Origin of the sequence: Bradyrhizobium centrosematis, from assembly GCF_045571495.1 — a bacterium.
Taxonomy (GTDB): Bacteria; Pseudomonadota; Alphaproteobacteria; order Rhizobiales; family Xanthobacteraceae; genus Bradyrhizobium; species Bradyrhizobium centrosematis.
Genome location: NZ_CP120703.1, coordinates 1,777,137 through 1,801,994, shown reverse-complemented (window position 1 = coordinate 1,801,994; position 24,858 = coordinate 1,777,137). Strand labels below are relative to the sequence as shown.

Genomic DNA, 24,858 nt, shown 5'->3' with positions numbered 1-24,858 from the left:
TGACGACTTGTCTTCGAGGTGGAGGCCATCCGATGAACGAAAACGAAATCCGTGAACGCATCGCAGAGGTGAAGCAAGGCAAGCTGTCGCGGCGCTCGTTCATCCGGGCCATGGCCGCGATGGGAATCGCGGCCCCGATCGCGAGCCAGATCCTGGTCTGGAATGACGTGGCCATGGCGGATGCCACCTTGCCGTACAAGCCGACCAAGGCCGGTGGCGGCGGCACGCTCAAGCTGCTGCTCTGGCAGGCGCCCACCCTGCTCAATCCGCATTTCGCGCTCGGCACCAAGGACCAGATCGCCTCGCGCGTCTTCTTCGAGCCGCTCGCCGGCTGGGACAAGGACGGCAATCTCATCCCCTGCCTTGCCGCAGAGGCCCCGACGAAGGCCAATGGTGGCCTTTCGGCCGACGGCATGAGCGTGATCTGGAAGCTGAAGCGGGGCGTGACATGGCATGACGGCAAGCCCTTCACCGCCGACGACGTCGTCTTCACCTGGCAATATGCCGCCGACCTCGCCACCGCAGCCTACACCACCGGCTCCTACAAGGACATCAAGGTCGAGAAGATCGACGACTACGCCGTCAAGGTGATCTTCAAGGCGCCGACGCCGTTCTGGGCCGATCCGTTCGTCGGCTCGGTCGGCCAGATCCTGCCGAAGCATCATTTCGGCGACTATGTCGGCGCCAAGTCGCGCGAAGCGCCGGGCAATCTGAAGCCGGTCGGCACCGGTCCGTACAGATTCGTCGAGTTCAAGCCGGGCGACATGATCCGCGCCGAGCGCAATCCCGACTACCACATCAAGAACCAGCCGCATTTCGACACGGTCGAGATCAAGGGCGGCGGCGACGCCGTATCTGCGGCGCGCGCGGTGCTGCAGACCGGCGAATACGACTTTGCCTGGAACATGCAGGTGGAGGAGGAGGTTCTCAAGCGCATGGAGGCTGGCGGCAAAGGCAAGCTCGACATCACGCCATCAGGCAATGTCGAGTTCATCATCCTCAACACGACGGACCCCTGGACCGAGGTCGACGGCGAACGCTCCAGCGTCAAGACCAAGCACCCGACGCTGTCCGATCCCGCGGTCCGCCGCGCCATCAATCTTCTGATCGATCGCGATTCGATCCAGAAGTTCATCTACGGACGCGCCGCCATTGCGACCGCGAGCTTCGTCAACGCGCCCAAGCAGTTCAAATCGCCCAAGCTCAAATACGCGTTCGACATCGACAAGGCCAACAAGATCCTCGATGAGGCTGGCTGGACCAGGGGCGCGGACGGCATCCGCGAGAAGGACGGCAAGAAGCTCAAATACGTGTTCCAGACCTCGACCAACGCCCCGCGCCAGAAGACGCAAGCCATCATCAAGCAGGCCTGCCAGAAGGCTGGCATCGATATCGAGATCAAGGCGGTCACCGCCTCGGTGTTCTTCTCCTCCGACGTCGGCAATCCCGACACCTATTCGAAATTCTACGCCGACATGGAGATGTACAACACGACGCAGCCGCAGCCCGATCCGGAACGCCTCTTGAACCAGTGCGTGTCCTGGGAGATCGCCACCAAGGACAACAAATGGCTCGGCCGCAACAATTCGCGTTATTCCGATCCCGAAGCCGACAAGGCCTACAAGGCCGCGCAGAACGAGCTCGATCCGGTCAAGCGCGCCGCGCTGCTGATGAAGGTCGACGAGATCTTCTGCGAGGCCAACGTGTTCCTGCCCCTGCTCTCGCGCCACGTCGTCAACGCCGGCGCCAACAATCTGATGATCGACATCTCAGGCTGGGACACGATCACGTGGAATCTGGCGGCGTGGTATCGGGTGTGAGGGAAGCCGCCTCGTCCTACTTGCCGCTGCCCGGGCCCGACGAGCCGGACGTGGAATTGCTTGTCGCGGGCTGGCCGGTGCGGTCGCGGCCCGGGCTCGGCCCGCCGGCAGCGTTGTTGCCGTAGCTGTTGCCCTGATTGGTGTTGACCGTGCCGCTGGCATTGGTGCCCGCGGTGCCCTGCACGCTCGAGGAACTGGTCGTGGTCTGCCCCGCGGCGGAGCCGCCCGAATTGCTCTGTGCCAAAGCGAACGGGAAGCTGGCGAACATCAGGCTCAGGAACATCGCGATGTACTTCATCATCTATTCTGGCTCCTTTTTCGGAACGGGTCGGCGGCTTCGTCGTAGCCGCGCCGGCTGCTGTAGAACATCAACGCCATCAGGCCGCAGCCGATAACGAGCGAAAAGAACGAGCCGAGACCAAGTGCGATCCAGCCGTTCTCGTCCATGGCGACGTCGTCGACGCCGTTGGTCGCATTCCAGGCCCAACTGATGCCGAGCGCGACCAGGACAAGCATGGCTAGCAGGGCGGCGATGAGGATCACCTGACCGAGATTGAGACTTCGCATGGTTGGCTCCCTTCGGCGGGCAACTGCAGGGAGAGGCGGCGGTTCCTAAAGCGCGCAGGGGATGGGCGAGCCAAGCGACTCATCACATATCCGGCGCCGAGACGCGACACCTCTGCAATGCCCCCACGATCATCTTTCCACTGTGTGCTCCAAGTCACAGCAGAATCACGCGCCCTCGCCTACAAACACCGCGCATGGCCGCAAACAAGGTAACGGCGGTACGCACGAGGCTGCGGAGGCAATCAACAGCTACGGACTTTTCGAGGCCGCTAGGGCGAGGAGCCCGGCGGCTTTTTTCTTTGATTGCGCCGCACCACACCCGCCATCGCGCGGGCAGCTATCGTTTCGAGGACGCGTCGGAAGGCTTCCGCTCCTCACGCTCGCCCTCGATCTGCCGCTCGGCTTCGAGCCAGAAATCCAGCTCGCGACCCGCCGGCCGTCCGGCCTGCTCCCAGAGCTCGTAGGCACGCGCACGCACCTGGCCGCGGCGCATCATGCGGCGGAGCTTGCGGGTCAGCTCGTCGGCGAAGCTCCTGAAGCGCTGGACGGTGCTTTCGTCCTTGACGAGCGCAGCCGCTCGCGTGGCGAGTTCGATCTGGTGCTCTAGTTTTTTCTGCTCGTCCACCGCTGATGCTGCCGTGGGAAAGGATTGTTGTCAGAGCCTGTGCTGTCAGACACTGAATTCCTTACGGGGATGGTGCGTTCCCTCGGCAACGGCGCGGCGGATGAGGAGCGCGCGTGGCGCGTAGCATGGGATGAGCGAAAGCGAACCCATGGGCCAAGATGAAGCGTGAGGGGTTTCGCTTTCAAGTCACGTCGCTAGTGCCACGTCGTATCGGCTTCGACGATCACGACGCGGATCTCCGGGTCCTCGGTGGTGTTGCAGGTGCAGGGCATGCCCTCGCCGCAGCGACAGCCGCCGAGCTTCTCGCTCCAGACCCGGAGCGGATGGTTTTCGCAGACCCATCCCAGACCTTGGCAGAATGGGCAATTCTTGGCGGTCACAGCGTATCCGGGGTCCGCAACGTGTTGGACTTGTCCTCGTTGCGAAGCTCCTGCTCGGCTGCATGCCAGAATTCCTCCTCGCGGCCTTCGGGCTTGCCGGCCTGCTCCCACAGGCGGTGTGCGTATTCCCTGATCTCTTGCTCGGTCGGCTCGGACAATGGCGTCTCCTCTCGTAAAGCACGGCCTGCCCAGGGGGGTATGGGGGCTTGGAGGCAGGCCGTGCAGGCCAGCAATCGGCGGCGAGGCTGGCCCGCGGATTCAAGCCTCAATCCTGCGCGAGAGTTCCTCGTCGCAGGCGAGGCTCGACGCGCAATGTGACGTCGCCTCAGAACCTGTCGTGAGCAGTTGCAGCAATTCGGCGCGCCCCCGGTAGCGCAGTCGCGTGCTCGTGCGGTCCTGGCGCTGTGTTCGAGCTGTCGGGAGGTGAGGCGACTTATTGGTCCGCTGGTCCCCCCAGTGGCGACGGCGCGACGTCGAGCCGGACCGCGACACCGCTGAGGTCCCGGCCTGGTGCCGGATAGAGCTTCATGACGAGCGGATCATGGCCGGGTACGATGTGATCCGCATCCGGCGCGGCTGCCCGCAGCTTGTCGAAACCCGCCAGCATGTCGCCGACATGAAAGGCGGTCGTGAACGGGCGCTCGCTGGCCATGTTCTCGTAGAAATGACTGACGTCGGAGGCGAGCACAACGAAGCCCCGGCGGGTCCTCACCCGGACGAACTGAAGGCCGGCCGAATGCCCGCCGGCCGCATGGACCGTCAGCCCGGGCGCAATCTCGCCATCACCATCGTAGAACAGGACGCGGCGCGCGTAGTTGAGACGCACGATCCCACAGACATCCTCGACCTCGAAGGAATGCGACAGCCGCGGATATTGCATGTAGCGACCGGTGGCATACGCGAGTTCGCGCTCCTGCAGATGAAATCGCGCGTTGGGAAACCGGTCGAAATTACCGGCGTGGTCGTAGTGCAGATGCGTGAGGATCACATCCCCGACCTCGGCTGCGTCGATGTCGAAGGCGCGAAGCGTTTCGACCGGGCAGCGCAGGAACGTACGCTTGCGCCGCTTCGCGATCGCGGCGTTGAATCCGGTGTCGATGACGAAGACGCGTCCGCCTCCCCTCGCCAGCCACATGAAATAGTCCATCGGCATCGGCCCGTCGTGCGGGTCGCCGCCGATGAAGTGCTCGCTCCGCTGCGCATCCCGCGTTGCGTAGCGGATGGCAAAGAGCTCGTAGTCCGGCTCGCTCATCGCTTCCACCAGCCTAATGGGCGCGTTCAGGACTCCGCGTCGACTTCCTTGAAAGCCTCGCGCGCGTTGCGGAAAGCGTCGATGCCGGCGGGCACGCCGCAATAGACGGCGACCTGAAGCAGGATCTCCTTGATCTCCTCCTTGGTCAGCCCGTTCTTCAACGCGCCCTTCACGTGCAGCTTCAGCTCGTGCGGGCGGTTCAGTGCGCCAAGCATCGCCAGATTGACGATCGAGCGCGTGCGACGGTCGACGCCGGGCCGCGTCCACAGCGCGCCCCAGCAGAATTCGGTGGACCATTCCGCCATGGTGCGCGTGAACTCGTCGGCGCCGGCGATCGACTTGTTGACGTAATCCTCGCCCAGCACCTCCTTGCGAACCTTGAGGCCCTTTTCGAACAGTTCGGTCTTGCTCATGATCGTCCCTTTCAGGTCTTGAGAGAGTCTAGGTGGAAGTTGGTTGGCGCGTCCCGGAAGGCGGCCGCAACGATCGCAGGAGTTCGGCGAAGTCATCAACCGTATCGAGCCGCCAGACAGCGTCGATGACGCGGTCCGCATCCCAATCGCTTTGACCGGTCCGCACCCCCTCCCGCAGCTTCTCTTCGATCTCGCGGTCCGACAGCGGCGCAGCCAGGCTGCCGCGCGGCGACGTCACGGTCTCCGTGAACACCTCACCGGCCGACAGTCGCAAGGTAACTCGCGCAGCCCCGTCCGGCATTTGAGCATCGAGCTCCGCCCTCACCTTCTGCCGCATTTGCGCGATATCGGGCCTGATCACCGTCGCTTGCGCGAACTCGGTCACACCTGCCTTGCCCAGCAGCAAGCCGCAGGCCACGCAATGATGGATGCTGACCCGCGCGTCGCGCTCGTTGTTGACGGGACGATCGCCGCGCGCAAGCAGCAGGGCCGAGCCCTGCACCGTCACCGACTCGACCCGATCGACGCTGCGGCCGATCCGCTCGCGCAACGTGAGGCAGGCATCGATGACCGAATGGAACACGATGCCGGCGGGATAGGGCTTGTAGGTGTTCTTCGCAATTTCCCAGGTCTCGCCGAGGCCATCGAGCAAGCGAGGCAGATCCGGCTCGTCTCCCATGGTGCGCGCCCAGCCAAGCGGGCCCTCGATGGCGCGGGGCGCAGCCTCGTATCCCTGTTGCGCGAGGAGTGCAGCGAACAGCCCGTTGCGCGCGGCGTTGCCCACACTGACATTCTTGGCCGCGCTCGGCAGGTTCTCGACATTGCCGGCCGACTGGCTCGCGGCAATTCCGATCGCGTTCGCAATGCCGTCCGCGGGCAGGCGCAGGAGCTTCGCGCACGCCGCGGCAGCGCCGAAGATTCCGCAGGTCGAGGTGATGTGCCAGCCGCGCGCATAATGGCGCGGCGAGACTGCATTCCCGATGCGGCATTCGACGTCGACACCGAGAATGAACGCCGTCAGCACCTCACGCCCCGACAGTTTTCGCGTCTCCGCCGCAGCGAACAAGGCGGCGGCGACCGGCGCGGCGGGATGAATGATGGTCTCGGGATGGGTATCGTCGAAGTCGAGCAGATTGGCCGAGACGGCATTGAGGAACGACGCGCAGAGCGCGTCCACCGGCTGCGAGTGACCGATGATGGTCGACGTCCCGGCGCCACTGAACGGCATCAGTGTGCGCATCGCTGCGGTGACGACGGGGTCACGCGCAGAGCCGAGCGCGGTGGCAAAGAAATTGAGGATCGATCGTCGCCCCTCGCGGCTCTGCGCCTGCACGTCCGTCCATGACGTCGCCGCGACGAAATCGGCGAGCGTCCTGCTCACGCTGGGAATTGGATCTTGCGGCACGCGGGGCGTCTTCCTCGTTTTCCCGGACCATATGACGATCCGCGGCAAACTGTCGATCCCAAATGTTATGCTTGACAGCTTGTCTGACAATCATAACAATCCCGCCCGCTGGCGCGGGGGCCCGCGGCCAGGACGACGGCGACCGGAAAGGCCGGCCGGCGACAACGGTTGACCAACGAGATCAAGAAAGGCGCGCCCGTCACGGGATTGCGCGACAGGGAGTAGACGATGGCGGGAGAGATCCTCGGCGTGATCGGCACGGGCCGCATGGGCGGTCCCATGGCGGGACGATTGATGGACGCGGGGTATTCGCTCGTCGTCTTTGACACGCAGGCCGAAGCAACCCAGCCGCTGGTCAAGCGCGGCGCGCTGCTCGGTAAGTCGCCGGCCGACGTCGCCTCGCGCGCCGACATCGTGCTCGCCAGCCTGCCGACGCCCGACATCGTCAAGGCCGTCACTCTCGGCGAGAACGGCATCAGCAGCGGCACCCGCGCCATGATCGTCATCGATCTCTCGACCTCCGGTCCCGGCGCGGCGAAGCTCGTTGCCGAAGGCCTGAAAGCCAAGGGCATGACGCTGGTCGATGCGCCCGTGAGCGGCGGCATCAAGGGCGCCGTGAACGGCACGCTGGCCGTCATGGTGTCGTGCCCACAAGCGACTTACGACACCGTGCAGCCGATCCTGAAGAATTTCGGCAAGCTGTTCTACACCGGCGACAAGCCCGGCGTGGCGCAGACCGCCAAGCTGGCCAATAATCTGATGGCGGCCGCCGCGCTGGTCATCACCTCGGAAGCCGTCGCCATGGGCGTCAAGGGCGGTGTCAACGCAAAGGTGCTGATCGACATCATCAACGCGAGCAGCGGTCGCAACAGCGCCTCCGAGGACAAGTTCCCGCGCTCTGTGCTGCCAGGCACTTTCGATTTCGGCTTCACCACGGGACTTTCCTACAAGGACGTTCGGCTCTGCGTGGACGAGGCCGAGGCGATGGGCGTGCCGATGGTCTGCGGCGCAGTGGTGCGGCAGATGCTCGCAATCACCAACGCCAAGTATGGCGCCTCGTCCGACTTCACCTCGATCGCAAAGGTGCTCGAGGAGTGGGCCGGCGTCGAAATGCGCGGCTGATCACGCAAACCCAGAAGGGAAGCGATTGCGATGACGATCGGTCCGACCGGATCAGGCAAGGTCTCGCTCGCGCGGCAGATGGCGCGGAGCGTGCTTGCGCTGGATCTGGACGATTTCGGGCCTGACGTCGTCGCCAAGACAAAGCTCTGTCTGCTCGACTTCCTCTCCTGTGCGTTCGAGGCCGGCCAGCATCCCTGGAGCCGCCAGGCCGTGGCGATCGCACAAGGCGGCGGCGGAGCTACGATCATCGGAACGTCGCAACTTTCCTCGCCGGCCGATGCCGCCTTCGCCAATGCCGTGATGGGGCATGGCCTCGTGCGGGAAGACATGCACGCGGCCAGCATCGCGCACCACGGCGTGGTGATTTGGCCAGCACTGCTCGCGCTGTCGGAACAGGCGCCGCTGCCCGGCGCAAGGCTGCTCGCTGCGGCCATCATCGGCTATGAGACCGGCGCGCGGATCGGCCGCGCCTTGCTGACCACCGATCTCGCTCGCCTGCATCGTCCCACAGGCCTCGTGGCCCCTCCGGGCGCGGCGCTCGCCGGAAGTTTCGCGCTCGGCCTCTCCGAAGACGCGGCAACCAGCGCCATCGCGATCGCAGCCAACACCTCCAGCGGTCTGAATGAATGGCCGCATGCCGGCGGCTCCGACATGTATTTCCATCCCGGCTTTGCCGCCAGCAACGCGATCAAGGCGGTCGGCCTCGCCGCAGCCGGCGCTTTCGGCTCCGAGACCATCCTGGAGGGCGAGGCGGGGCTGTTCGCCGCATATCGTCGCCAGGCCGCGCCGGACAGCATCAGGCTGTTCCCGGACGGAGAGTGCGAGGTCATGGCCGTCTACAACAAGCCTGTGCCGGCCTGCAACTTTGCGCAGACCGCCGCTCAAGCCGCGCTCCGCGTCTCGCACGAGATCGCCAGCACCGACGAGGTCGACCGGGTCGTCATCCGCGCGCCGGATGTCGCTGTTCGCTATCCCGGCTGCGATTCGATGGGCCCCTATCGCAACGCGCTGCAGGCCAAGATGAGCATTCCCTTCAGCGTTGCGGCGACGCTGGCGCGAGGCGAAATCGAGGAAGAGAACTATTCCGAGCTTGACGATGCCGAGATCATTCGTCTCGTCGCGATCACGGATCTCAAGGCCGATCCCGGATTCACCGCCGCCTTCCCCGGCAAGCAGGGCGCGGACGTGACCGTGCATCTGCGCAGCGGCCGAACGATCCGGCACGCGCTGCCCGACGTCATCGCGGCAACACCTTCAGAGATTCGCGCACGCTTTCGCGCTGCCGCGGCCCGAGTTCTCGGTGGGGATCGCGCACACCGGCTCGAACAACTCATCGACGATTGCGAGCAGCTCGGCAATGCCGGCGCCATTGCAGCGCAGTGCCGCCTGGACACGGAACGGGTTTTACGATCGGCATCATAAGAAATGCCGGAGAGCACGGGGGAAACATGGTCGGCTTGGAGGCCAGTCTAGCATCGTCCGCAGCGCGGAGACGTGGCTGATGGAAGGATTTCTGCAAGCGCTCGCCGCGGGACTCTTGATTGGCGCCGTCTATGGGCTGATGTGCGTCGGGCTCGGCCTGATCTTCGGCGTCATGCGCGTCATCAACTTCGCCCACGGCGATTTCATGATGCTCGGCATGTACACCGCCTTCTATCTGTTCACCGCCGCCGGCGTGCAGGCGGTGTTCGGCAATACGGTCGGGCCGTTCGTCGCAATCTTGCTGGCCGGACCTGTGCTCGCCGTGTTCGGCTATTTCGTCCATCGGACGCTGATCTCGCACGTCTCGGGGACGCGCACCGCCTCGCTGGAGGGCGAAGGCCACTACGCCCAGCTCATCCTCACGCTCGGTATCGCGCTGATCCTGCAGAACGGCGGCCTCATCGTGTTCGGCTCGGTGCTGGCCTCGATCCGCACGCCGCTCTCGAGCTCGGCCTGGGAACTCGGCCCCTTCTTCGACATCAGCATCTTCCTCAACAAGGCGCGCAGCATCGACATGATCGTATCGCTGGCGATCATGATCCTGCTGTCGCTGCTGATCACGCGGACACGGATCGGCAAATCGCTCCGCGCCGCCGCGGACAATCCGACCGCCGCGACCTATATGGGCATCGACGTCGACGGCGCACACCGCACCGCCTTCGCGCTCGGCTGCGGCATCACGGCGATCGCCGGCGGCCTGCTCGCCACCAACTATCCGTTTCATCCGTTCGTCGGCCTCGAATATGTCATCGTCATGTATGCAGGCGTCGTGCTCGGCGGCATGGGCAGCATCATCGGCGCCTTCTGGGGCGGCATGACGATCGGCCTCGTGCAGCAGATGTCGACGCTGATCCTGCCGACGCAATTGCAGAACGCCGCGATCTTCGCCGTCTTCCTCCTCATCATCTTCTTCCGCCCCCAGGGCTTCTTCGGGCGGATGGTGGAGAGGACGTGACCATGCTCCGGATGCGCTCCTTTCTGCCGCCCCTGCTCTTCACCATCGCCTATGCGGCGCTCTCGCTCGGCGTCACCAATTCCTACTACCAGCTTATCCTGACGCTGGTGCCGGTGTGGGCGGTGTTCGGCCTGTCCTGGAATCTGCTCAGCGGCTACACCGGACTGATTTCGTTCGGCCATGCCGCGTTCTTCGGCATCGGCGCCTATGCGACCGCGCTCGGCCAGATCTACTTCGATATTTCTCCCTGGCTGCTGATCCCCGTCGCGGCCATGCTCGGCGGCATTGCCGGGCTCTTGATCGGGTTTCCGACCTTTCGCCTCCAGGGTCACTATTTCGCCCTGGCGATGCTCGCCTACCCGCTCGCCATCCTCTACGTGTTCGAGTGGCTCGGTTTCCAGGAGGTGACGCTTCCGATCAAGCGCGATGCGCCGATCGCCTATATGCAATTCGCCGATCCGCACGTCTATACGCTGCTGGGGTTGGCAATGATGCTGGCCACCATCCTGCTGACGCAGGTGATCGAGCGCTCCCGCTTCGGCATGGCGCTGCTCGCGATCAAGCAGAACGAAGCCGCGGCCGAAGCCGCCGGCATCAACACGCTGGCCTGGAAGCTGCGCGCGATCACGCTCAGCGGCGCGATCGCCGCGGCCATCGGCGGCTTCTACGCGCAGGTGCTGCTGGTCGTGACTCCGCAATCGGTGTTCGGCATGCTGGTGTCGGCACAGGCGCTGACGGTCGCGATGTTCGGCGGCGTCGGCACGGTGTGGGGCCCTGTGATCGGCTCGGTGATCCTGATCCCGCTCGCCGAGATCCTGCATGCCGAGGCCGGCGCGCGTTTCCCCGGCATCCAGGGCGTGATCTTTGGCTTCGCCATCGTCTGCGTCATCCTGCTGGCGCCGGAAGGCCTGTTCTGGAAGCTGCGCGATCTCCTGCGCAAGCGGATCGCGCCCAAGGCGGCTGCGATCGACGTGCCCGAAACATCGGCCGCCAACGTCACCACACTGAAGCCCGCCCCGCGGCAGCGCGCCGCCACGGGCGAGGTCGTGCTCGAAGTGAAGAACCTGTCGCGGTCCTTCGGCGGCCTCAAGGCCGTGCAGGATGTCGGCTTCAAGCTGCATAAGAACGAGATCCTCGGCATCATCGGCCCCAACGGTGCCGGCAAGACCACGCTGTTCAACCTCCTCAACGGATTCCTGAAGCCGAGCCAGGGTGAGGTGCTGATCGACGGTCGCAACATGTCCGGCCAGCGGCCGCACGTGATCTGCGAGGCTGGGATCGGCCGCACCTTCCAGGTCATGCGGCCATTCCTGCGCATGTCGATCCTCGACAACGTCGTGGTCGGCGCCTATGTACGCGCGCGCTCCGACGAGGAGGCGCGCAAGCTCGCCGCAGATGCCGTCGCGCGCGTCGGCCTCTCCACCGTCGCCGATCGTGTCGCCGGCGAGCTCTCGACCAAGGAATTGCGATTGATGGAGCTGGCCCGCGCCATCGCCGGCCAGCCGCGCATCCTGCTGCTCGACGAGACGCTGGCAGGCCTCGGCCATGGCGAGGCCGACGAGGTCGTCGCCGTGATCCAGCAGCTCGCGCGCGACGGCATGACCATCGCGATCATCGAGCACACCATGCAGGCGATGGTCCGCCTGGTCGACAGGTTCCTCGTGCTCGACCATGGCGCCGTCATCACCGAGGGCTTGCCGGAGGTGGTGACGCGCGACAACCGCGTGATCGAGGCCTATCTCGGCAAGAAATGGGTGGGCCATGCTGCGAATTGAGGGATTGAGCGCGGGCTATTCGGCCAAGCCCGTCCTGAACGACATCTCGATCGATGTCGGCGCCGGCCAATTCGTCGCGATCGTCGGCCCCAACGGCGCCGGCAAGACCACGCTGTTCAAGACGATCTCCGGCATCGTCAAGCCGAGCGGCGGCACGATCACGTTCGACGGCGTCGATCTGCTCGCGGTGCCGCCGCCGCAGCGCGCCCATCTCGGCATCGCCCACGTCCCTGAAGGACGCCAGGTCTTCCCCTCCCTGACCGTGATGGAGAATTTGGAGATGGGCGCGATGACCGAGAGCGGCCGCCGCGACTGGGAGAGCAATATCGAACGCATCTTCGAATGGCTGCCGGTGCTGAAGGAGCGTCGCAACCAGTTCGCCGGCACGATGTCCGGCGGCCAGCAGCAGATGCTCGCGATCGGCCGCGGCCTCGCCTCCTCGCCGAAGCTTCTGATGCTGGACGAGCCCTCGATGGGGCTCGCGCCCTCCACCGCGGACTTCATCTTCGAGCGGCTGATCGAGATCCGCCGCCAGTCCGGCCTGACCATGCTGCTGGTCGAGCAGCGCGTGGCGGAAGCGCTGGAATCGGCCGACCACGGCTATGTCCTCGAAGCCGGCCATGTCGTGCTCGAAGGCAATAACGACACGCTGCGCGCCGACGATCGCGTACGCAAGGCCTATCTCGGCATGTGACGACGATAAAAACAAAGACCAGGGAGCAAACAAAATGACCAAGACATCGAAGGGCAAGACATCGACAGGCCTGACGCGCCGGACCGTCCTGTCCGGCGCCGCCGCCGTGGGCCTTGCCGGCGTGGCGCGCGCACAGGCGCCCGGCGAGATCAAGGTCGGGCTGATCGTGCCGCTGTCGGGCATCTACACCCGCCCGGGCCAGGTGATGAAGATGGGCGCCGAGATGGGCATCGAGCACATCAATGCGCAGGGCGGCATCAAGGCGCTCGGCGGCGCCAAGCTGAAGCTGGTCGTAATCGATTGCGGCGACACCACCGAGAAGGCCAAGAACGCGGCGCAACGCATGATAGCGCAAGAGCCCGACCTTGTCGCCGCAACCGGATCCTATCTTTCCTCGTTCACGCTTGCGGTCACCGAGGTGACCGAGCGCGCCGAACTGCCAGTCCTGACGCTGTCCTATTCGGACCTTCTGACCGACCGCGGCTTCAAATACATCTTCCAGACCGCCGCCACCGCCAGCCGCCAGTCCGAGCTCGGCCTGCCGACGCTGATGAAGCTCGCCGAGAACGCTTCGGGCAAGAAGCCGAAGACCGTGGCGATGTTGATGGACAACACCGCGACCTCGGTCGCCACCGCCAAGGCGCTGAAGGAAAAACTGTTCGCGCAGGAGGGCCTCCAGCTCGTCGTCGAGGAGGTCTGGACCCCGCCGCTGTCGGATGCGACGCCGCTGATCCAGAAGGTTCGCTCGGCCAAGCCCGACCTGCTGCTGTTCATGCCGAACGCGGTGTCGGACGCCAAGCTTGGCCTCGAGAAGATCAGCGAGTTCGGCCTCGGCCAGGGCAAGATCCCGACCGTGTCCTTCAGCATCACCATCGCCGAGCCGGACATGCTTCAGAGCGTGAGCCCGGAGACAGTGCAGGGCATCATGACCATCGTCGCCAATTGGGGATCGAAGGGCCACGAGGCTCTGATCGCCGAGCTCAAGGCCAAATACAAGGAGCCCTGGATGACGCAGAACGTCATCTCGACCTATGGCGACATGTGGCTGATGAAGGAAGCCCTGGAGAAGGCCGGCAAGGCCGACCGCAACGCGGTCGCGCAGGCCTTCCGCACCATGGATGCCGGCCCGTCGAAATATTATCCGGGCGGCCAGCTCAAGTTCGACGAGAAGGGCCGCAGAATCGGCGCCGGCGTCGTCATCGTGCAGTGGCAATCGGGCGTGCCAGTGACCGTTTATCCGCCCGAGCTCGCGCAGGCACAGCCGTTCTGGCCGAAGAAATCATCATAGAGCCGCGCACGATTTTTCAGGGAGGAGAATTGTCATGACTGCCAAGAGCAAGATCGCGATCTCTCGCCGAACATTGCTGGCCGGCGCCTCCGGCACTCTGATCGCATCCCGCGGCTGGGCCCAGCAGCCGTCGGAGGTGAAAGTCGGCCTGCTGGTGCCGATCTCGGGTCTCTATGCCCGCCCGGGAACGGTGATGCGCGAAGGCGCCGAAATGGCCATCGACCACATCAACGCGCAAGGTGGCGTCAAAGCGCTTGGCGGCGCCAAGCTGAAGCTCGTCGTGCTCGATTCCGGCGACACGACGGAGAAGGCCAAGAACGCGGCCCAGCGCATGGTGGCGCAGGAGACCGATCTGGTTGCGGCCAGCGGCGCTTATCTGTCCTCCTTTACGCTCGCGGTGACCGAAGTCACCGAACGCGCAAACCTGCCCATGCTCACCCTCTCCTACTCCGATCTCATCACCGATCGCGGATTCAAATACGTATTCCAGACCGCCGCCACCGCAGGTTCACAGGCGAAACAGGCATTGCCCCAGCTCATCAAGCTGGCGGAGACGGCCTCGGGCAAGCGACCGAAGACGGTCGCGATCCTGACCGACAACACGGGCGCCTCGATCGCCTCCGCAAAGGCGATGCGCGAGGGTCTGCTGGCGGAGAACCAGCTGCAGCTGATCGTGGACGAGACCTTCACGCCGCCGCTGGCGGATGCGACATCGCTGGTGCAGAAGATTCGCTCCGCCAAGCCCGACCTGCTCTTCTTCCTCCCGACCGTGATCTCGGACGCAAAGCTGCTGCTCGAGAAGATGAACGAGTTCGGGCTCGGCCAGGGCAGGGTGCCGACCATTTCGTTCGGCATTGCGATCGCCGAGCCGGACATGCTGCAGACCGTGAGCCCCGAACTGCTTCAGGGCGTGCTCACTTGCGTGGCCAGTTGGGGCGCCAAGGGTCACGAGGCGCTGATCGCCGAGTTGAAGACCCGTTACAAGGAGCCGTGGATGACGCAGAACGCGATCTCCACCTATGGCGACATGTGGGTGATCAAGGACGCGCTGGAGAAGGCCGGCAAGGCCGATCGCGTCGCGGTGGGCGAAGCGCTGCGCACCATGGATGGCGGTCCTTCCAAATATTACCCGCTGGGCGAAATCAAGTTCGACGAGAAGGGCCGCCGTGTCGGCGCCGGCATGACCATCGTGCAGTGGCAGTCTGGCGTGCCGGTGACGGTATTCCCGCCCGAGCTCGCGCTGTCAAAGCCGTTCTGGCCCAAGAGCTGATCTAAGACCTGACAACGCCCGAACAAGAAACGGAGAACAGAATGGACAAGGCGACCTATGACCGCGGCCTCGAAATCCGCAAAAGCGTGCTCGGCAGCGAGTTCGTCGACAAGGCGATCGCATCCGCCGACGACTTCAACCGCCCGATGCAGGACCTCACCACCGAGTATTGCTGGGGCTATGTCTGGGGCCGCGAAGGGCTGACACGCAAGACGCGCAGCTTCCTCAATCTCGCGATGCTCTGCGCCCTCAACCGTCCGCACGAGCTGAAGACCCACGTCCGCGGTGCCCTCGCCAACGGCGCGACCAAAGAGGAGATCCGAGAGGTCTTCATGCAGGTTGCGATCTATTGCGGCGTGCCGGCCGGCGTGGACGCCTTCCGCAACGCGAAGGAAGTCTTCGCCGAGCTTGACAAGACGTAGCGGAGCGCGGCGGCAATGAAGGGCAAATGGGCACTCGTGACCGGTGCGACGGCAGGCCTTGGCCTCGCCGTGGCCGAGGGCCTGGCCGGCGCGGGCGCCAACATTGTCCTGCACGATCTCGTCGCGCCCAAGCAGGCCGCAGACGACCTCCACGCCCGCTTCGGCGTCGAGGTCATCCCCGCCGCTGCCGACCTGGCCCGGCGCGATGCCATCGAGATCATGATGGCCGACTTGCTCGGCCGCTGCGGTGCCATCGATATCCTGGTCAACAACGCCGTCGTCAGGCATTTCTCCGCCATCGAGCAGTTTCCGCCAGATCGCTGGGATCAGGCGCTCGCCGTGAATCTGTCGGCGCCGTTCCACCTGATCCGCCTTGCGCTGCCGGCGATGAAGCAGCGCGGCTGGGGCCGGATCATCAACATGGGCTCGATCTATTCGAGCCGGGCGGTCGAGGACCGCATCGACTATGTCACTACCAAGACCGCACTCCTCGGCCTGACGCGCGGGGTGGCCATCGAAACGGCGCGCAGCGGCATCACCTGCAACACGATCTGTCCGGGCACGCTGCCGACGCCGGCAATCCTGAACAAGATCGCGACGATGGCGGAGAACAACGATCGTCCGGTCGACGACGTGACCCGCGACTATCTCGGCGAGCGCCAGCCGACGCAGCGCTTCATCGAAATGGATGCGGTCGCGGCCATGGTCGTCTTTCTCTGCGGTCCCACGGCAAACGACATCACCGGCGCCAGCCTGCCGATCGACGGCGGCTGGTCCATTGCCTGAGAGCATGAAATGGGAGTGTTGCGATGACTGAAGGATCGGGCCAGAGCGTCGTGCTGACGGGCGCCGCCGGCGGCATGGGGCGCGCCATCACCAAGGCGCTGCTGGAAAGCGGCCGCCGCATCGTGCTGGTCGATCGCGACGCCAAGGCCCTTCAGGAGCTGGCGGCGACGACGGGCAGCGCGGTATTCCCGATCCAGCTCGACGTCAGCGATGCAAAGGCCGTCGATCGCCTGCCGGAGGCGATCCCGGCGCATTTCAAGCCGGTCGATGTTCTCATCAACAATGCCGGGCACGATATCGGCGGGCGAACGCGCTTCGACGTCGGTTCTCCGGACGATTGGTCCAGCATCATCCAGACCAATCTGATCGGCCTGATGCGCGTCACCCGCGCGCTCCTCCCCGACATGGTCCGGCGCGACGCCGGTCACATCGTCAACATCAGCTCCATCAACGCCGTCCGTATTATTCCGGATATGGCAGCCTACAGCACCAGCAAGGCGGGCGTGCACATGTTCACCGAGACCCTCCGGGGTGAGCTTGCGGAGACCGCGATCCGGGTCACCGAGCTCCAGCCCGGCCTGACCCGGACCAACATCATCCTGACCCGCTACCGCGGCGACAAGCAGAAAGAGAAGGACTATTTCGACCAGTTCAGGATGGCGCTCGAGCCGGCCGATATCGCCCGTTCGATCGTCTTTGCCCTGGACCAGCCCGCTCACGTTCAAATTGCCGAAATGATGATTCTGCCTGTAAACCGGTACTAACTTTTCCCAACCAAGGCCCGGACATGGAAAGACGTAGCGAGTTGCAGTCGACACTCCGCATCGAGGACGTACCGACCGTCCGGGCGATGGTGGCGCAAAAGCTGCGCGAGGCGATCATGTCCGGCACGCTGAAACCGGGCCAGCGCCTGGTCGAGCGCGAGCTCTGCGAGATGATGGGCGTCAGCCGCCCCTCGATCCGCGAAGCGCTGCGTGCCCTCGAGGCCGACGGACTGGTCAATACGGTCCCTCACCGCGGCCCCGTGGTCTCCACGATCAGCCTGGAGGAGGCGCGGCAGCTCTACGCCGCTCGCGCGGTGCTCGAAGGCTTTGCCGGCCGCGAATGCGCCAGGCTTCACGATCCGGAGGTCGCTCGCCGGATCGGGGAAGCCCTGACGCGGCTGAAGGCAGCCGCCGCCAGGCAGGATCTCGTCGGCTGCCTCGAGGCCAAGACCGAGTTTTACGCCGCACTGATCGGCGGCTGTCGCAATGCTTTCATCGAGCGCGCGCTCAAACCGCTGCATGACCGGATCCAGCTGCTGCGGATCACCTCGATGTCGCAGCCGAAACGGATCAACAAGAGCCTGCGCGAGGTGACTGCGATCTGGCGCGCGATCCAGAACGGCGACCCGGATCTCGCCGAGCGCTGCTGCGTCGACCACATCAATGCGGCTGCGGTGGCCGCGCTCGACATGATCGAAAAATCGTCGGCGGCCAAGGAGGCGGCGCCTTCCGACGACTAGAACAATGCCGCCAGGGAGTGTTCGATGCCGTATCTCGTACGATCGCTGATCCTGCTTGTCCTGCTCTATCCCTGCGGTGCGGCCATCGCGGACGACTACCCCTCCCGCCCGGTCACGATGATCGTGCCCTTCTCCGCCGGGGGTCCCGGCGACGTCATCGCACGCATCCTCGGCAGCGCGATGAGCGCGACGCTGAAACAGTCCATCGTGATCGAGAATGTCGTCGGCGCCGGCGGTACGCTCGGCACCAACCGTGTCGCCAAGGCGGCCCCTGATGGCTACACGCTGCTCCTGATGCATGTCGGCCAGGCCACCGCGCCTGCCCTCTATGCCAAGCTGCCGTTCGATCCGGTCGGGGACTTCGCTATGATCGGGCTCGTCACCGACGTGCCGATGATCCTCGTGGCGCGGCCGAACTTTCCGGCCAAGAATCTCCAAGAGCTCATCGCGCAGATCCGCAACGCCGGCGACAAGATCACCTTCGGCAATGTCGGTCTCGGCTCAGCCTCGCAGCTCTGCGGTCTGATGTTCATGAGCGCGACGGATACCAAGCTCACGCCCATCTATTACAAGGGCGGCGGGCCGGCACTGAACGATGTCATCGCCGGCCACATCGACGTCTATTGCGATCCCGCCACCGGACCGACGCCTTATATCCAGTCCGGCACCATCAAAGGCTACGCGATCACCAGCAAGAAGCGCGTGGCGACGCTGCCAGACGTTCCAACCTCGGCCGAAGCCGGCGCTCCGGAATTCGACGTGACCACCTGGTACGGCCTCTACGCCCCGCACGGCACCCCGAAGCCGGTCATCAACCTGCTTGTCGGTGCACTCCAGACCGCGCTCAAGGATCCCGCGCTCGTCAGCCGCTTCGCCGAACTCAGCATGGCTCCTGTCGACGCCGAGCGCGCGACGCCCGAAGGGCTCGAAGCTTTCCTGAAGGCCGAGATCGGCAAATGGGGCAGGATCATCAAGGCAGCCGGCATCGAGCCGCAATAGGTCAGTTGAAGCTGATCGAGCCCGTTGCTAGCTGTAAGAGATACCTGAGGCGACGCGAACGGCGATCGAGCAGCTGCGCCGCTCCCAACGAACTTCTGACTCTCTTGGACAGCCCCTGTTCACCGGATGCAAAAACCGCATCCATGTCTGGCAGCGCGGGGAATATTTCGTTCAATCGCATATCTACTGGGGTTTTCTAATCTGCATCTTGACTGGCATGCGTCCAGGCGAAGTAGGCCAGCTCAAGTGCTCGGACATCCGCTCGGACGACCAGTTCTATTATTTCGACCTCCGCCCTTTCGACGCGCGCGAGGGACGTGGTGCCTTGAAAGATATCCGAAACCTGAAGACCCAAAATGCCGGTCGGGTAATTCCCATCCACCCGTTGCTGATCGAGCTCGGCCTGCTTGAACGAATGCAGGAGCTCTTGGACAGAGAAGAAGATCGCCTCTTCCCCGAATGGGAACCTTACGAAAGAAAGGACGGCACGAACCGCTGGTCCCAACCGCTCAGCAAATCCTGGCAGTATGTGAAGAAACTACCCAAACTCAGCCGCGCCGACCTTTGCCTGTACAGCACTAGACACCTCATGGCGGACTGGCTCGATAATGAGGGCATCGCCCAGCGTACGCGCGACCGGATCTTGGGACACGCCAGCGACGTCCGCGGTCGCTACGGCCGCAAAGGCGTTCTCGACCCGCAGATCGCCGCGAAAATCGAAGTGCTCGAACCGCCGCTGGTCAAGCAGATGAGGGAAATCTTGCTCACCGCAAAGAACCGTGCCGATGCCGGCGAGCTCATTGTGCTGAAGACGTATTGATTGAGAGCCCCTCCAGCTTCTGAGGGCCGCCCGGTGGGCGCCTTCGCGCCGACGCCTGCTGGATGCGTTCACAGCGCTTGTCGGTAGTCGCCAGATGCGTGCCGAGTGCAGAATTTCTCTACGCGAACTTCTGATGTCGGCAAGAAATTCCAGTCGCCGCAAGTACTAGGCCTGAAGGCCTACAAGAATTCACTTCAGCGAGATCGTAATCGCGCTGAGGTTGGCGGCCATCTCGAGTCCGGCCTTGGGCCCTTGCAGTACCATCACCACTCCGTTGTCGTTCCGCAGGTGGACGCCGCCCACGCCGCCGACGAGAGCGCCGCCACCGCCAACCGAACTGTAGGTGCCAGCGAAGTCGCTGATATCTCTGATCCCGGACGCCCAGCCTTCAAGGCGCCCAGCAGTCGCTCCGGCTGTGATGCCGAAGCTTAGTCCCCTGATCCGGAAGGGATAGCTGCGGCCGCGATAGGTCAGCACGCCGTTGCCTGCGCCGCCGCCAACCAGCAGGCCCGCTTTGACGATCTTGACCCGGACATGACCGGCCGCTTGCCCGAAAGCGGGACTCGCCGCGATGCCCAAGGCGAATAGCGCGATCACGACAAGCCGGCCGATGGACCGCAGCAGCGTGCTCGTCATTTCACTGCTTCGCAGCATCGACTTTCTTCCAGGTCTGATCGGGATCAAACAGAGTGAGGCGCTTGGCCACGAAGTCGGTGCGTTTGCCGAGATCCTTCTGGTAGACGACCCCGGCATGATTGACCAGGAAGGTCATAACGCCGGAATTGCCGTATTCGGCCGGCCAAGCGATCAGCGCAAAACCGCCAATCATCTTGCCCTTGACGACGTAGTTCATCGCGCCGCCGGGAGCATCCGGTCCCTGCCCCTTCAGAATGCGGAAGTAATAGCCGTGATAGGGCGACATACCCTCGCCGGCTTTGTAGCCCTCGCTCGAGGCTTGCGCCGCGAGCGTGCCGAGCGGGCTCGGATCGCTGTCGTCGCGCCAGAACAATCCATCCTTCTTGCCGGGCGAGGAGACGATACGCTGAGCGTAGACTCCGACGCCTTCGCCGCGGTCCTTGTCGGCATATTCGTTCTGCGCGTCGACGAATGCGAGCGCGGTCTGGATCGCATCAAGCTCGTTGCGCCCGATGCGGCGGCGAAGCACCTCGATGCGTCCTTCGTCGGTGTCAAATTCCCAGCCCGCCTTGGTGTTAACAAGCGGAATCGGGAACGGGAATTCGTCGGGCCCCAGGAGGAGGGTCGCGCTCTTGTTGCCCTCAGCCTTGATGCCGTGCCTTGCGTCGTACATCGAGCTGAAACGCTGGCGGATGTCGTTGTCAGCAATTTCGTCGCCAGAGAAAACGATATCCTCGGCTGCCCTGCCGAGCACTCTCAGAATATCGCGAGGCCCGCTCTTGACTGCGGCGGCAAGCGCCGCGGCCGCATCCTCCGGCGTCTTGTAAATTTGCTGGGCCTGGGCCCCCGAGCCAAGCAGCGCAAGCATGAGCATACCCGGCAACATCGCGCGCCGCAGCAACTTCAAACCGATCATGGCATCACCTCCGCAGGGATCTTCGCGCCGCCGGCGAGCCAATCGCGGTAGGTGCAGAATGTCAGACCAAGCTTTTGATAATAGACGCGCAGATAGCCATCGTGGCCGCGGACCACAGCGTCAGGCATGACCTGCGCGACCTCCTGCGCCATCACACCGACATAGGCCTTGTCGCTGCCGATATAGCTGAACCGATAATAGCCGAGACCGTTGGCGAGATGGCCGAGCAGGACGATGTCGTGCTTCAGCGCGATATCCGAACGCCGGCCACCGCCGCCGCCTCCGCGGAAGCCGCCTCCGCCGCCGCCACGCATCGCCATTCCGCCCCCACCACCACGGCCAGCCATGCTCGGGCCGCCGCCACCGCCACGCGGCATGCTCGCCATGCTGGAACGGCCGCGCGCCGATGCGGCGGCCGCAGAGCGACCGGACGAGACGTTCATCGCGCCACCGCGATTGCCTCCGCTGCGGTTAGCTGCACTACTGCCGGCGCGGTTCGCGGCCTTGGCTCGATCGCCGCCGCCTTTTGCAGCTGCTCTTGCACGGTCACCCCCGCCCTTGGCGCGATCCGCGGCACCCGCACGGTCGCCGCCGCCGGGCCGATCGCCGCGGTTCCCGGCGCGGTCACCCGCACGATCTCCGGCCCGGTCGCCAGATCCGCCACGATCACCTGCGCGATCTCCGGCCCAATCTCCCGTTCCCTGATTGGGGCGCAGCACCTGGTTGCCGTCACGGCCCCGGAAGTCCATCCGGTCCGATGCGCCGGCCTTCAGATTGTTGTTGCCGAAGCGCTGCTGAACGTTGGTGTTGCTGTAGCGCACGCCCTGCCGATGCGCCGGATTGTGCTGCCATCCGTTGCCGATATTCGTCGTGCGATGGTTGACGTAAACGTTGCGGTTGCCCCAATTGCAGCCCCCGCCCCAGTAATTGCCCCAGCGTCCGATCGCCCAGGCAGTGCCGAACGCGATGCCGGCAGCAACCACTCCGGCGCCGATATAGGACGGATAGCCCCAATAATAAGGTGGATACTCCGCATAAGGCCAGCTGCCGTAGACAGTCGCCGGGTCGTAATACGGCACATACATCGCCGCGGGGTCCGCCTGCTGGATCACGACAACCTGCTTGCCTTCCTGCGACTGCACACTGACCTTCTGCTGCTTCGTGGTAACCAGCTTCTTGTTGTCATAGGCCTTGGTACGCAGGCGCTGGATCGCGTCCATCACATCGGGCTGCTGGGCAAGAAAGGCATCGCCAAGCTTCTTGGTCCAGTCGAGCTGATCGCTCATCATGGTCAGGACATCGGCGGTGCTGGCCAGAGCCTTGACGCTGTCATCCCACCCCTGCTTGTCGACTTCGGCCTTCAGCGCCTCGCCCTTGAGGTTCTTGCGCTCCTTCAGCCAGCGGTCGGCCTGCACGATCTCCAGGGGGTAGGTCGAGGCGGCCAGCACATTCGCAAGCAATTCGTCCGGATAGAGCGCGATCGGCGCGACGAGAGCCTCCAGCTGTTCGGGCTTCAGAAGCTCGGCTGTCGCCGCAGCGGGATTCGCCGGCTGCGTCTGGGGGGCGGCCGCCGCCGGCTTGTCGGTCGCCTGGGCCGACACGCAAACGGGCGTGGCCAGCAACCACGCAAGCGCGATCAACATCTTGCCGCAGCGGATCATCGCATCCTCCATCTCGGTTCTGCCGAGACCATGGGACCGAGAGAAGGAGGTTCATTGACAAAAATCAACGAAACGAGAGTGCCGCCTGTTGCAACGCGGGATACTAGCTCGCGAGCGGCAGTCGAACGGTGAAGAGCGCCCCAGCGAACGGCTGGTTCTCCGCGGAAATCGTGCCGTGGTGCGCCTCAACGATGGTCCGGACGATGGCCAGGCCCATGCCCATGCCTTCCGGCTTGGTGCTGAAAAATGGATCGAAAATAGACTTGAGATGGCCGACTGCAATGCCAGGCCCAGTATCTCCGATGCGAATTTCGGCAAAATTGGCAGAGCGGCCGACGACGACGCTGACTTCGCGTTTGACTGGATCAACTTCCGAAATCGCGTCCAGCGCATTGAGGATCAGATTGAGCACGACCTGCTGCAGCTGGACGGGATCGCCTTTGACTTTCAAATCAGTGTCGGGTGGCGCATAGAAACTCAACTCAATTTTTCGCCCCGTTGCGAGGTCACGGACAAACCCCATCACCTCTCGCACGGCCATACTTAATTCGATTTCCCTGAGCTCGTACGGCGCTTTTCTGAGCATGCTGCGCAAGCGACGGATGACCTCGCTGGCGCGCTGATCGTCGCGTCTGATATCGGCCAGAATCTCGCTGATCTCATGAAGATCGGGAGAACCGCGCCGGAGCATCAGTTCCGCCGTCTCCGTGTTCGTCAGAATGGAACCGAGCGGCTGGTTGAGCTCATGCGCAATAGAGGCGGTCAGCTCGCCGACCGCCGAATAGCGATTGAGATGTGCGAGTTCGGCAAGGCGCTGCCGTGATTCCAACTCCGCCAGCCTCCTGCGCCGTCGCTCATGCAACAAGCCACTGATAAGTCCGGCCTGGATCAGGATGATGGCTGCAATCATGGCGAGCGGCCAGCGGTACGCTTCCCAAACGGCCGGCTGCCGAAACATGACTTGGCTGCCTGCCGGCAGCCTGTTCTCGCTGATGTGCCAGCGCTGCAGTTCGCGCCAATCGAACTTCGGGGCGGCGAATGTGACAGGCGGGATCCTCACATCGGCTGGCTTCTCGCCACCAAGGATTCGTACGGCAACAGCCGCGGTCAGCCGGCTGATCTCCTCGACCGAATACATCGGACCGCCGACGATCTCCCGCCCGAAAAAGCCGTCGTCGTAAGAAAATATTGGAGCATTCGCCACGCGAAAGAGCAGCTGAAGCGCCCGGTCGCCTTCGTAAGCAACTCCGGCTGCATCAACGTTCATCAAATGCCAGAAGATCGCGGTGTCGGGCGGCAGGGCCGCGCAATTCTTTAAAATTTGGTCAAAGGCGACACCGTCATACCAGATGAATTCTAGCTTGCCCTTGAACCGATCTGCATCCTTCTGGATCTCGCCACGCCATACTTTTTCGTTTGGCGAAGCGCCATTTATGACAACGATTCGCTTCGTTGAGGGCAGGACTTCGGTGATGGTTTCGAAGGATCTCTGGAAGTCATGTGCGACGGCCACAACCGTATCTTCAGAGGATAGGCTGGCGAAATCCACCCGACGCCGTTCCACAGCCGTCAGCACCATTGGCGTGTTGCGGAACAAATCCCTTCGGTTTCGCTGCACGAAGTTTGCTGCCGGCGCACCGATGGAAATAATCAGGTCGGGCGGATGTATGGAGTTGAGCTCCTTCAAATAAGTGACAAACGCGGGCTCCGGATTCTCATTGCTCGACCGTGCTGAAACCAGCGAATGATCTTGAATGTCCAGCTGCCACGGCGACAGCCGATCCAACTGGTCGCGAATTGTCTTCGCGTATTGCCCCCATGGCCTGAAATCACGCCCGAACGAATGCAGGACAATGACTCGCCTGGCATCGTCGGCCTGGCAAGCAGAAGCGAAGCCGAAGCAGGCAACCGCTACGAGAATGGCGGCAGGCCACGTCCGCCGGCCTACATGGGCTAATCGCAGGCTCGCGCGATAGAGCCGGCGCAGATGCCGATCGGCCAATCTCATGGACCAACCATAAGGCGATTTTCCTGCTGACGGGCAAATTGAAACCATTCGCCCCCAC

At 63.9% G+C, this 24,858-nt stretch carries 26 protein-coding genes; 14 read left to right on the top strand and 12 right to left on the bottom strand.

Annotated features, from left to right (window positions below; all coding sequences use genetic code 11):
• Positions 1-32: 32 nt before the first annotated feature.
• Positions 33-1,820: a peptide ABC transporter substrate-binding protein gene (locus tag P6U31_RS08650; RefSeq protein ID WP_407187785.1), complete on the top strand. Its 1,788-nt coding sequence runs from the start codon at positions 33-35 to the stop codon at positions 1,818-1,820.
• A 16-nt stretch (positions 1,821-1,836) separates the two neighbouring features.
• Here P6U31_RS08650 and P6U31_RS08645 read toward each other — a convergent pair whose 3' ends face one another.
• From P6U31_RS08645 to P6U31_RS08610, 8 genes are all read right to left on the bottom strand, one after another.
• Positions 1,837-2,121, bottom strand: a complete 285-nt coding sequence (locus P6U31_RS08645; RefSeq protein ID WP_407187784.1) for a hypothetical protein — start codon at positions 2,119-2,121, stop codon at positions 1,837-1,839.
• On the bottom strand, positions 2,118-2,387 hold the full coding sequence (locus P6U31_RS08640) for a hypothetical protein (RefSeq protein WP_407187783.1): 270 nt from the start codon (positions 2,385-2,387) through the stop codon (positions 2,118-2,120). Before P6U31_RS08640 ends, P6U31_RS08645 begins: the two co-directional genes overlap by 4 nt.
• Positions 2,388-2,724: 337 nt before the next feature.
• Positions 2,725-3,012 (bottom strand): DUF2934 domain-containing protein, encoded by a 288-nt coding sequence (locus P6U31_RS08635; protein WP_407187782.1) that lies wholly within the window; start codon positions 3,010-3,012, stop codon positions 2,725-2,727.
• Between the two features lie 194 nt (positions 3,013-3,206).
• Positions 3,207-3,392, bottom strand: a complete 186-nt coding sequence (locus tag P6U31_RS08630; RefSeq protein WP_407187781.1) for a hypothetical protein — start codon at positions 3,390-3,392, stop codon at positions 3,207-3,209.
• Positions 3,389-3,550 (bottom strand): DUF2934 domain-containing protein, encoded by a 162-nt coding sequence (locus tag P6U31_RS08625; protein WP_407187780.1) that lies wholly within the window; start codon positions 3,548-3,550, stop codon positions 3,389-3,391. Before P6U31_RS08625 ends, P6U31_RS08630 begins: the two co-directional genes overlap by 4 nt.
• A gap of 275 nt (positions 3,551-3,825) precedes the next feature.
• Entirely contained in the window at positions 3,826-4,644 is an 819-nt protein-coding gene (locus P6U31_RS08620; protein ID WP_407187779.1) for an N-acyl homoserine lactonase family protein, read from the bottom strand.
• Positions 4,645-4,670: 26 nt separating this feature from the next.
• The gene (locus P6U31_RS08615; protein WP_025037872.1) at positions 4,671-5,057 is read right to left on the bottom strand and encodes a carboxymuconolactone decarboxylase family protein; all 387 of its coding nucleotides are present in this window, start codon (positions 5,055-5,057) and stop codon (positions 4,671-4,673) included.
• A gap of 28 nt (positions 5,058-5,085) precedes the next feature.
• Positions 5,086-6,438, bottom strand: a complete 1,353-nt coding sequence (locus tag P6U31_RS08610) for an MmgE/PrpD family protein (protein ID WP_407187778.1) — start codon at positions 6,436-6,438, stop codon at positions 5,086-5,088.
• A 252-nt stretch (positions 6,439-6,690) separates the two neighbouring features.
• On the opposite strand from P6U31_RS08610, the gene P6U31_RS08605 reads away from it, so the two are divergent.
• The 13 genes from P6U31_RS08605 to P6U31_RS08545 all read left to right on the top strand — a co-directional run bounded on the left by P6U31_RS08605 (position 6,691) and on the right by P6U31_RS08545 (position 19,579).
• Positions 6,691-7,584 carry an NAD(P)-dependent oxidoreductase gene (locus P6U31_RS08605; protein WP_407187777.1) on the top strand — a complete coding sequence of 298 codons (894 nt, stop codon included), beginning with the start codon at positions 6,691-6,693 and terminating at the stop codon, positions 7,582-7,584.
• 30 nt (positions 7,585-7,614) lie between these two features.
• A complete protein-coding gene (locus P6U31_RS08600) occupies positions 7,615-9,006 on the top strand; it encodes an MmgE/PrpD family protein (RefSeq protein ID WP_407187776.1) in 1,392 nt (463 codons plus the stop codon).
• Between the two features lie 79 nt (positions 9,007-9,085).
• On the top strand, positions 9,086-10,021 hold the full coding sequence (locus P6U31_RS08595) for a branched-chain amino acid ABC transporter permease (RefSeq protein WP_407187775.1): 936 nt from the start codon (positions 9,086-9,088) through the stop codon (positions 10,019-10,021).
• A gap of 2 nt (positions 10,022-10,023) precedes the next feature.
• Positions 10,024-11,796: an ABC transporter permease subunit gene (locus P6U31_RS08590; RefSeq protein ID WP_407189797.1), complete on the top strand. Its 1,773-nt coding sequence runs from the start codon at positions 10,024-10,026 to the stop codon at positions 11,794-11,796.
• Complete coding sequence (locus P6U31_RS08585) at positions 11,783-12,490, top strand: ABC transporter ATP-binding protein (protein ID WP_407187774.1); 708 nt, start codon at positions 11,783-11,785, stop codon at positions 12,488-12,490. The genes P6U31_RS08590 and P6U31_RS08585 overlap by 14 nt, the downstream gene beginning before the upstream one ends.
• 34 nt (positions 12,491-12,524) lie before the next feature.
• Entirely contained in the window at positions 12,525-13,778 is a 1,254-nt protein-coding gene (locus tag P6U31_RS08580) for an ABC transporter substrate-binding protein (protein ID WP_407187773.1), read from the top strand.
• Positions 13,779-13,812: 34 nt separating this feature from the next.
• A complete protein-coding gene (locus P6U31_RS08575) occupies positions 13,813-15,048 on the top strand; it encodes an ABC transporter substrate-binding protein (protein WP_407187772.1) in 1,236 nt (411 codons plus the stop codon).
• Positions 15,049-15,089: 41 nt separating this feature from the next.
• Positions 15,090-15,470: a carboxymuconolactone decarboxylase family protein gene (locus P6U31_RS08570; protein WP_407187771.1), complete on the top strand. Its 381-nt coding sequence runs from the start codon at positions 15,090-15,092 to the stop codon at positions 15,468-15,470.
• 15 nt (positions 15,471-15,485) lie between these two features.
• Complete coding sequence (locus P6U31_RS08565; RefSeq protein WP_407187770.1) at positions 15,486-16,256, top strand: SDR family oxidoreductase; 771 nt, start codon at positions 15,486-15,488, stop codon at positions 16,254-16,256.
• Between the two features lie 23 nt (positions 16,257-16,279).
• Positions 16,280-17,020: an SDR family oxidoreductase gene (locus P6U31_RS08560; protein WP_407187769.1), complete on the top strand. Its 741-nt coding sequence runs from the start codon at positions 16,280-16,282 to the stop codon at positions 17,018-17,020.
• Between the two features lie 23 nt (positions 17,021-17,043).
• Positions 17,044-17,760, top strand: coding sequence for a GntR family transcriptional regulator (locus tag P6U31_RS08555; RefSeq protein WP_407187768.1), 717 nt, complete (start codon positions 17,044-17,046; stop codon positions 17,758-17,760).
• Between the two features lie 24 nt (positions 17,761-17,784).
• Positions 17,785-18,759 (top strand): tripartite tricarboxylate transporter substrate-binding protein, encoded by a 975-nt coding sequence (locus P6U31_RS08550; protein ID WP_407187767.1) that lies wholly within the window; start codon positions 17,785-17,787, stop codon positions 18,757-18,759.
• A 217-nt stretch (positions 18,760-18,976) separates the two neighbouring features.
• Positions 18,977-19,579, top strand: coding sequence for a hypothetical protein (locus tag P6U31_RS08545; RefSeq protein ID WP_407187766.1), 603 nt, complete (start codon positions 18,977-18,979; stop codon positions 19,577-19,579).
• A gap of 189 nt (positions 19,580-19,768) precedes the next feature.
• On the opposite strand, the gene P6U31_RS08540 is transcribed toward P6U31_RS08545, so the two are convergent.
• The 4 genes from P6U31_RS08540 to P6U31_RS08525 all read right to left on the bottom strand — a co-directional run bounded on the left by P6U31_RS08540 (position 19,769) and on the right by P6U31_RS08525 (position 24,800).
• Positions 19,769-20,215 (bottom strand): hypothetical protein, encoded by a 447-nt coding sequence (locus P6U31_RS08540; protein WP_407187765.1) that lies wholly within the window; start codon positions 20,213-20,215, stop codon positions 19,769-19,771.
• Between the two features lies 1 nt (position 20,216).
• Positions 20,217-21,131, bottom strand: coding sequence for a DUF2950 domain-containing protein (locus P6U31_RS08535; RefSeq protein WP_407187764.1), 915 nt, complete (start codon positions 21,129-21,131; stop codon positions 20,217-20,219).
• On the bottom strand, positions 21,128-22,792 hold the full coding sequence (locus P6U31_RS08530) for a DUF3300 domain-containing protein (protein WP_407189796.1): 1,665 nt from the start codon (positions 22,790-22,792) through the stop codon (positions 21,128-21,130). The genes P6U31_RS08535 and P6U31_RS08530 overlap by 4 nt, the downstream gene beginning before the upstream one ends.
• 103 nt (positions 22,793-22,895) lie before the next feature.
• Positions 22,896-24,800 carry an ATP-binding protein gene (locus P6U31_RS08525; protein ID WP_407187763.1) on the bottom strand — a complete coding sequence of 635 codons (1,905 nt, stop codon included), beginning with the start codon at positions 24,798-24,800 and terminating at the stop codon, positions 22,896-22,898.
• Positions 24,801-24,858: the final 58 nt, after the last annotated feature.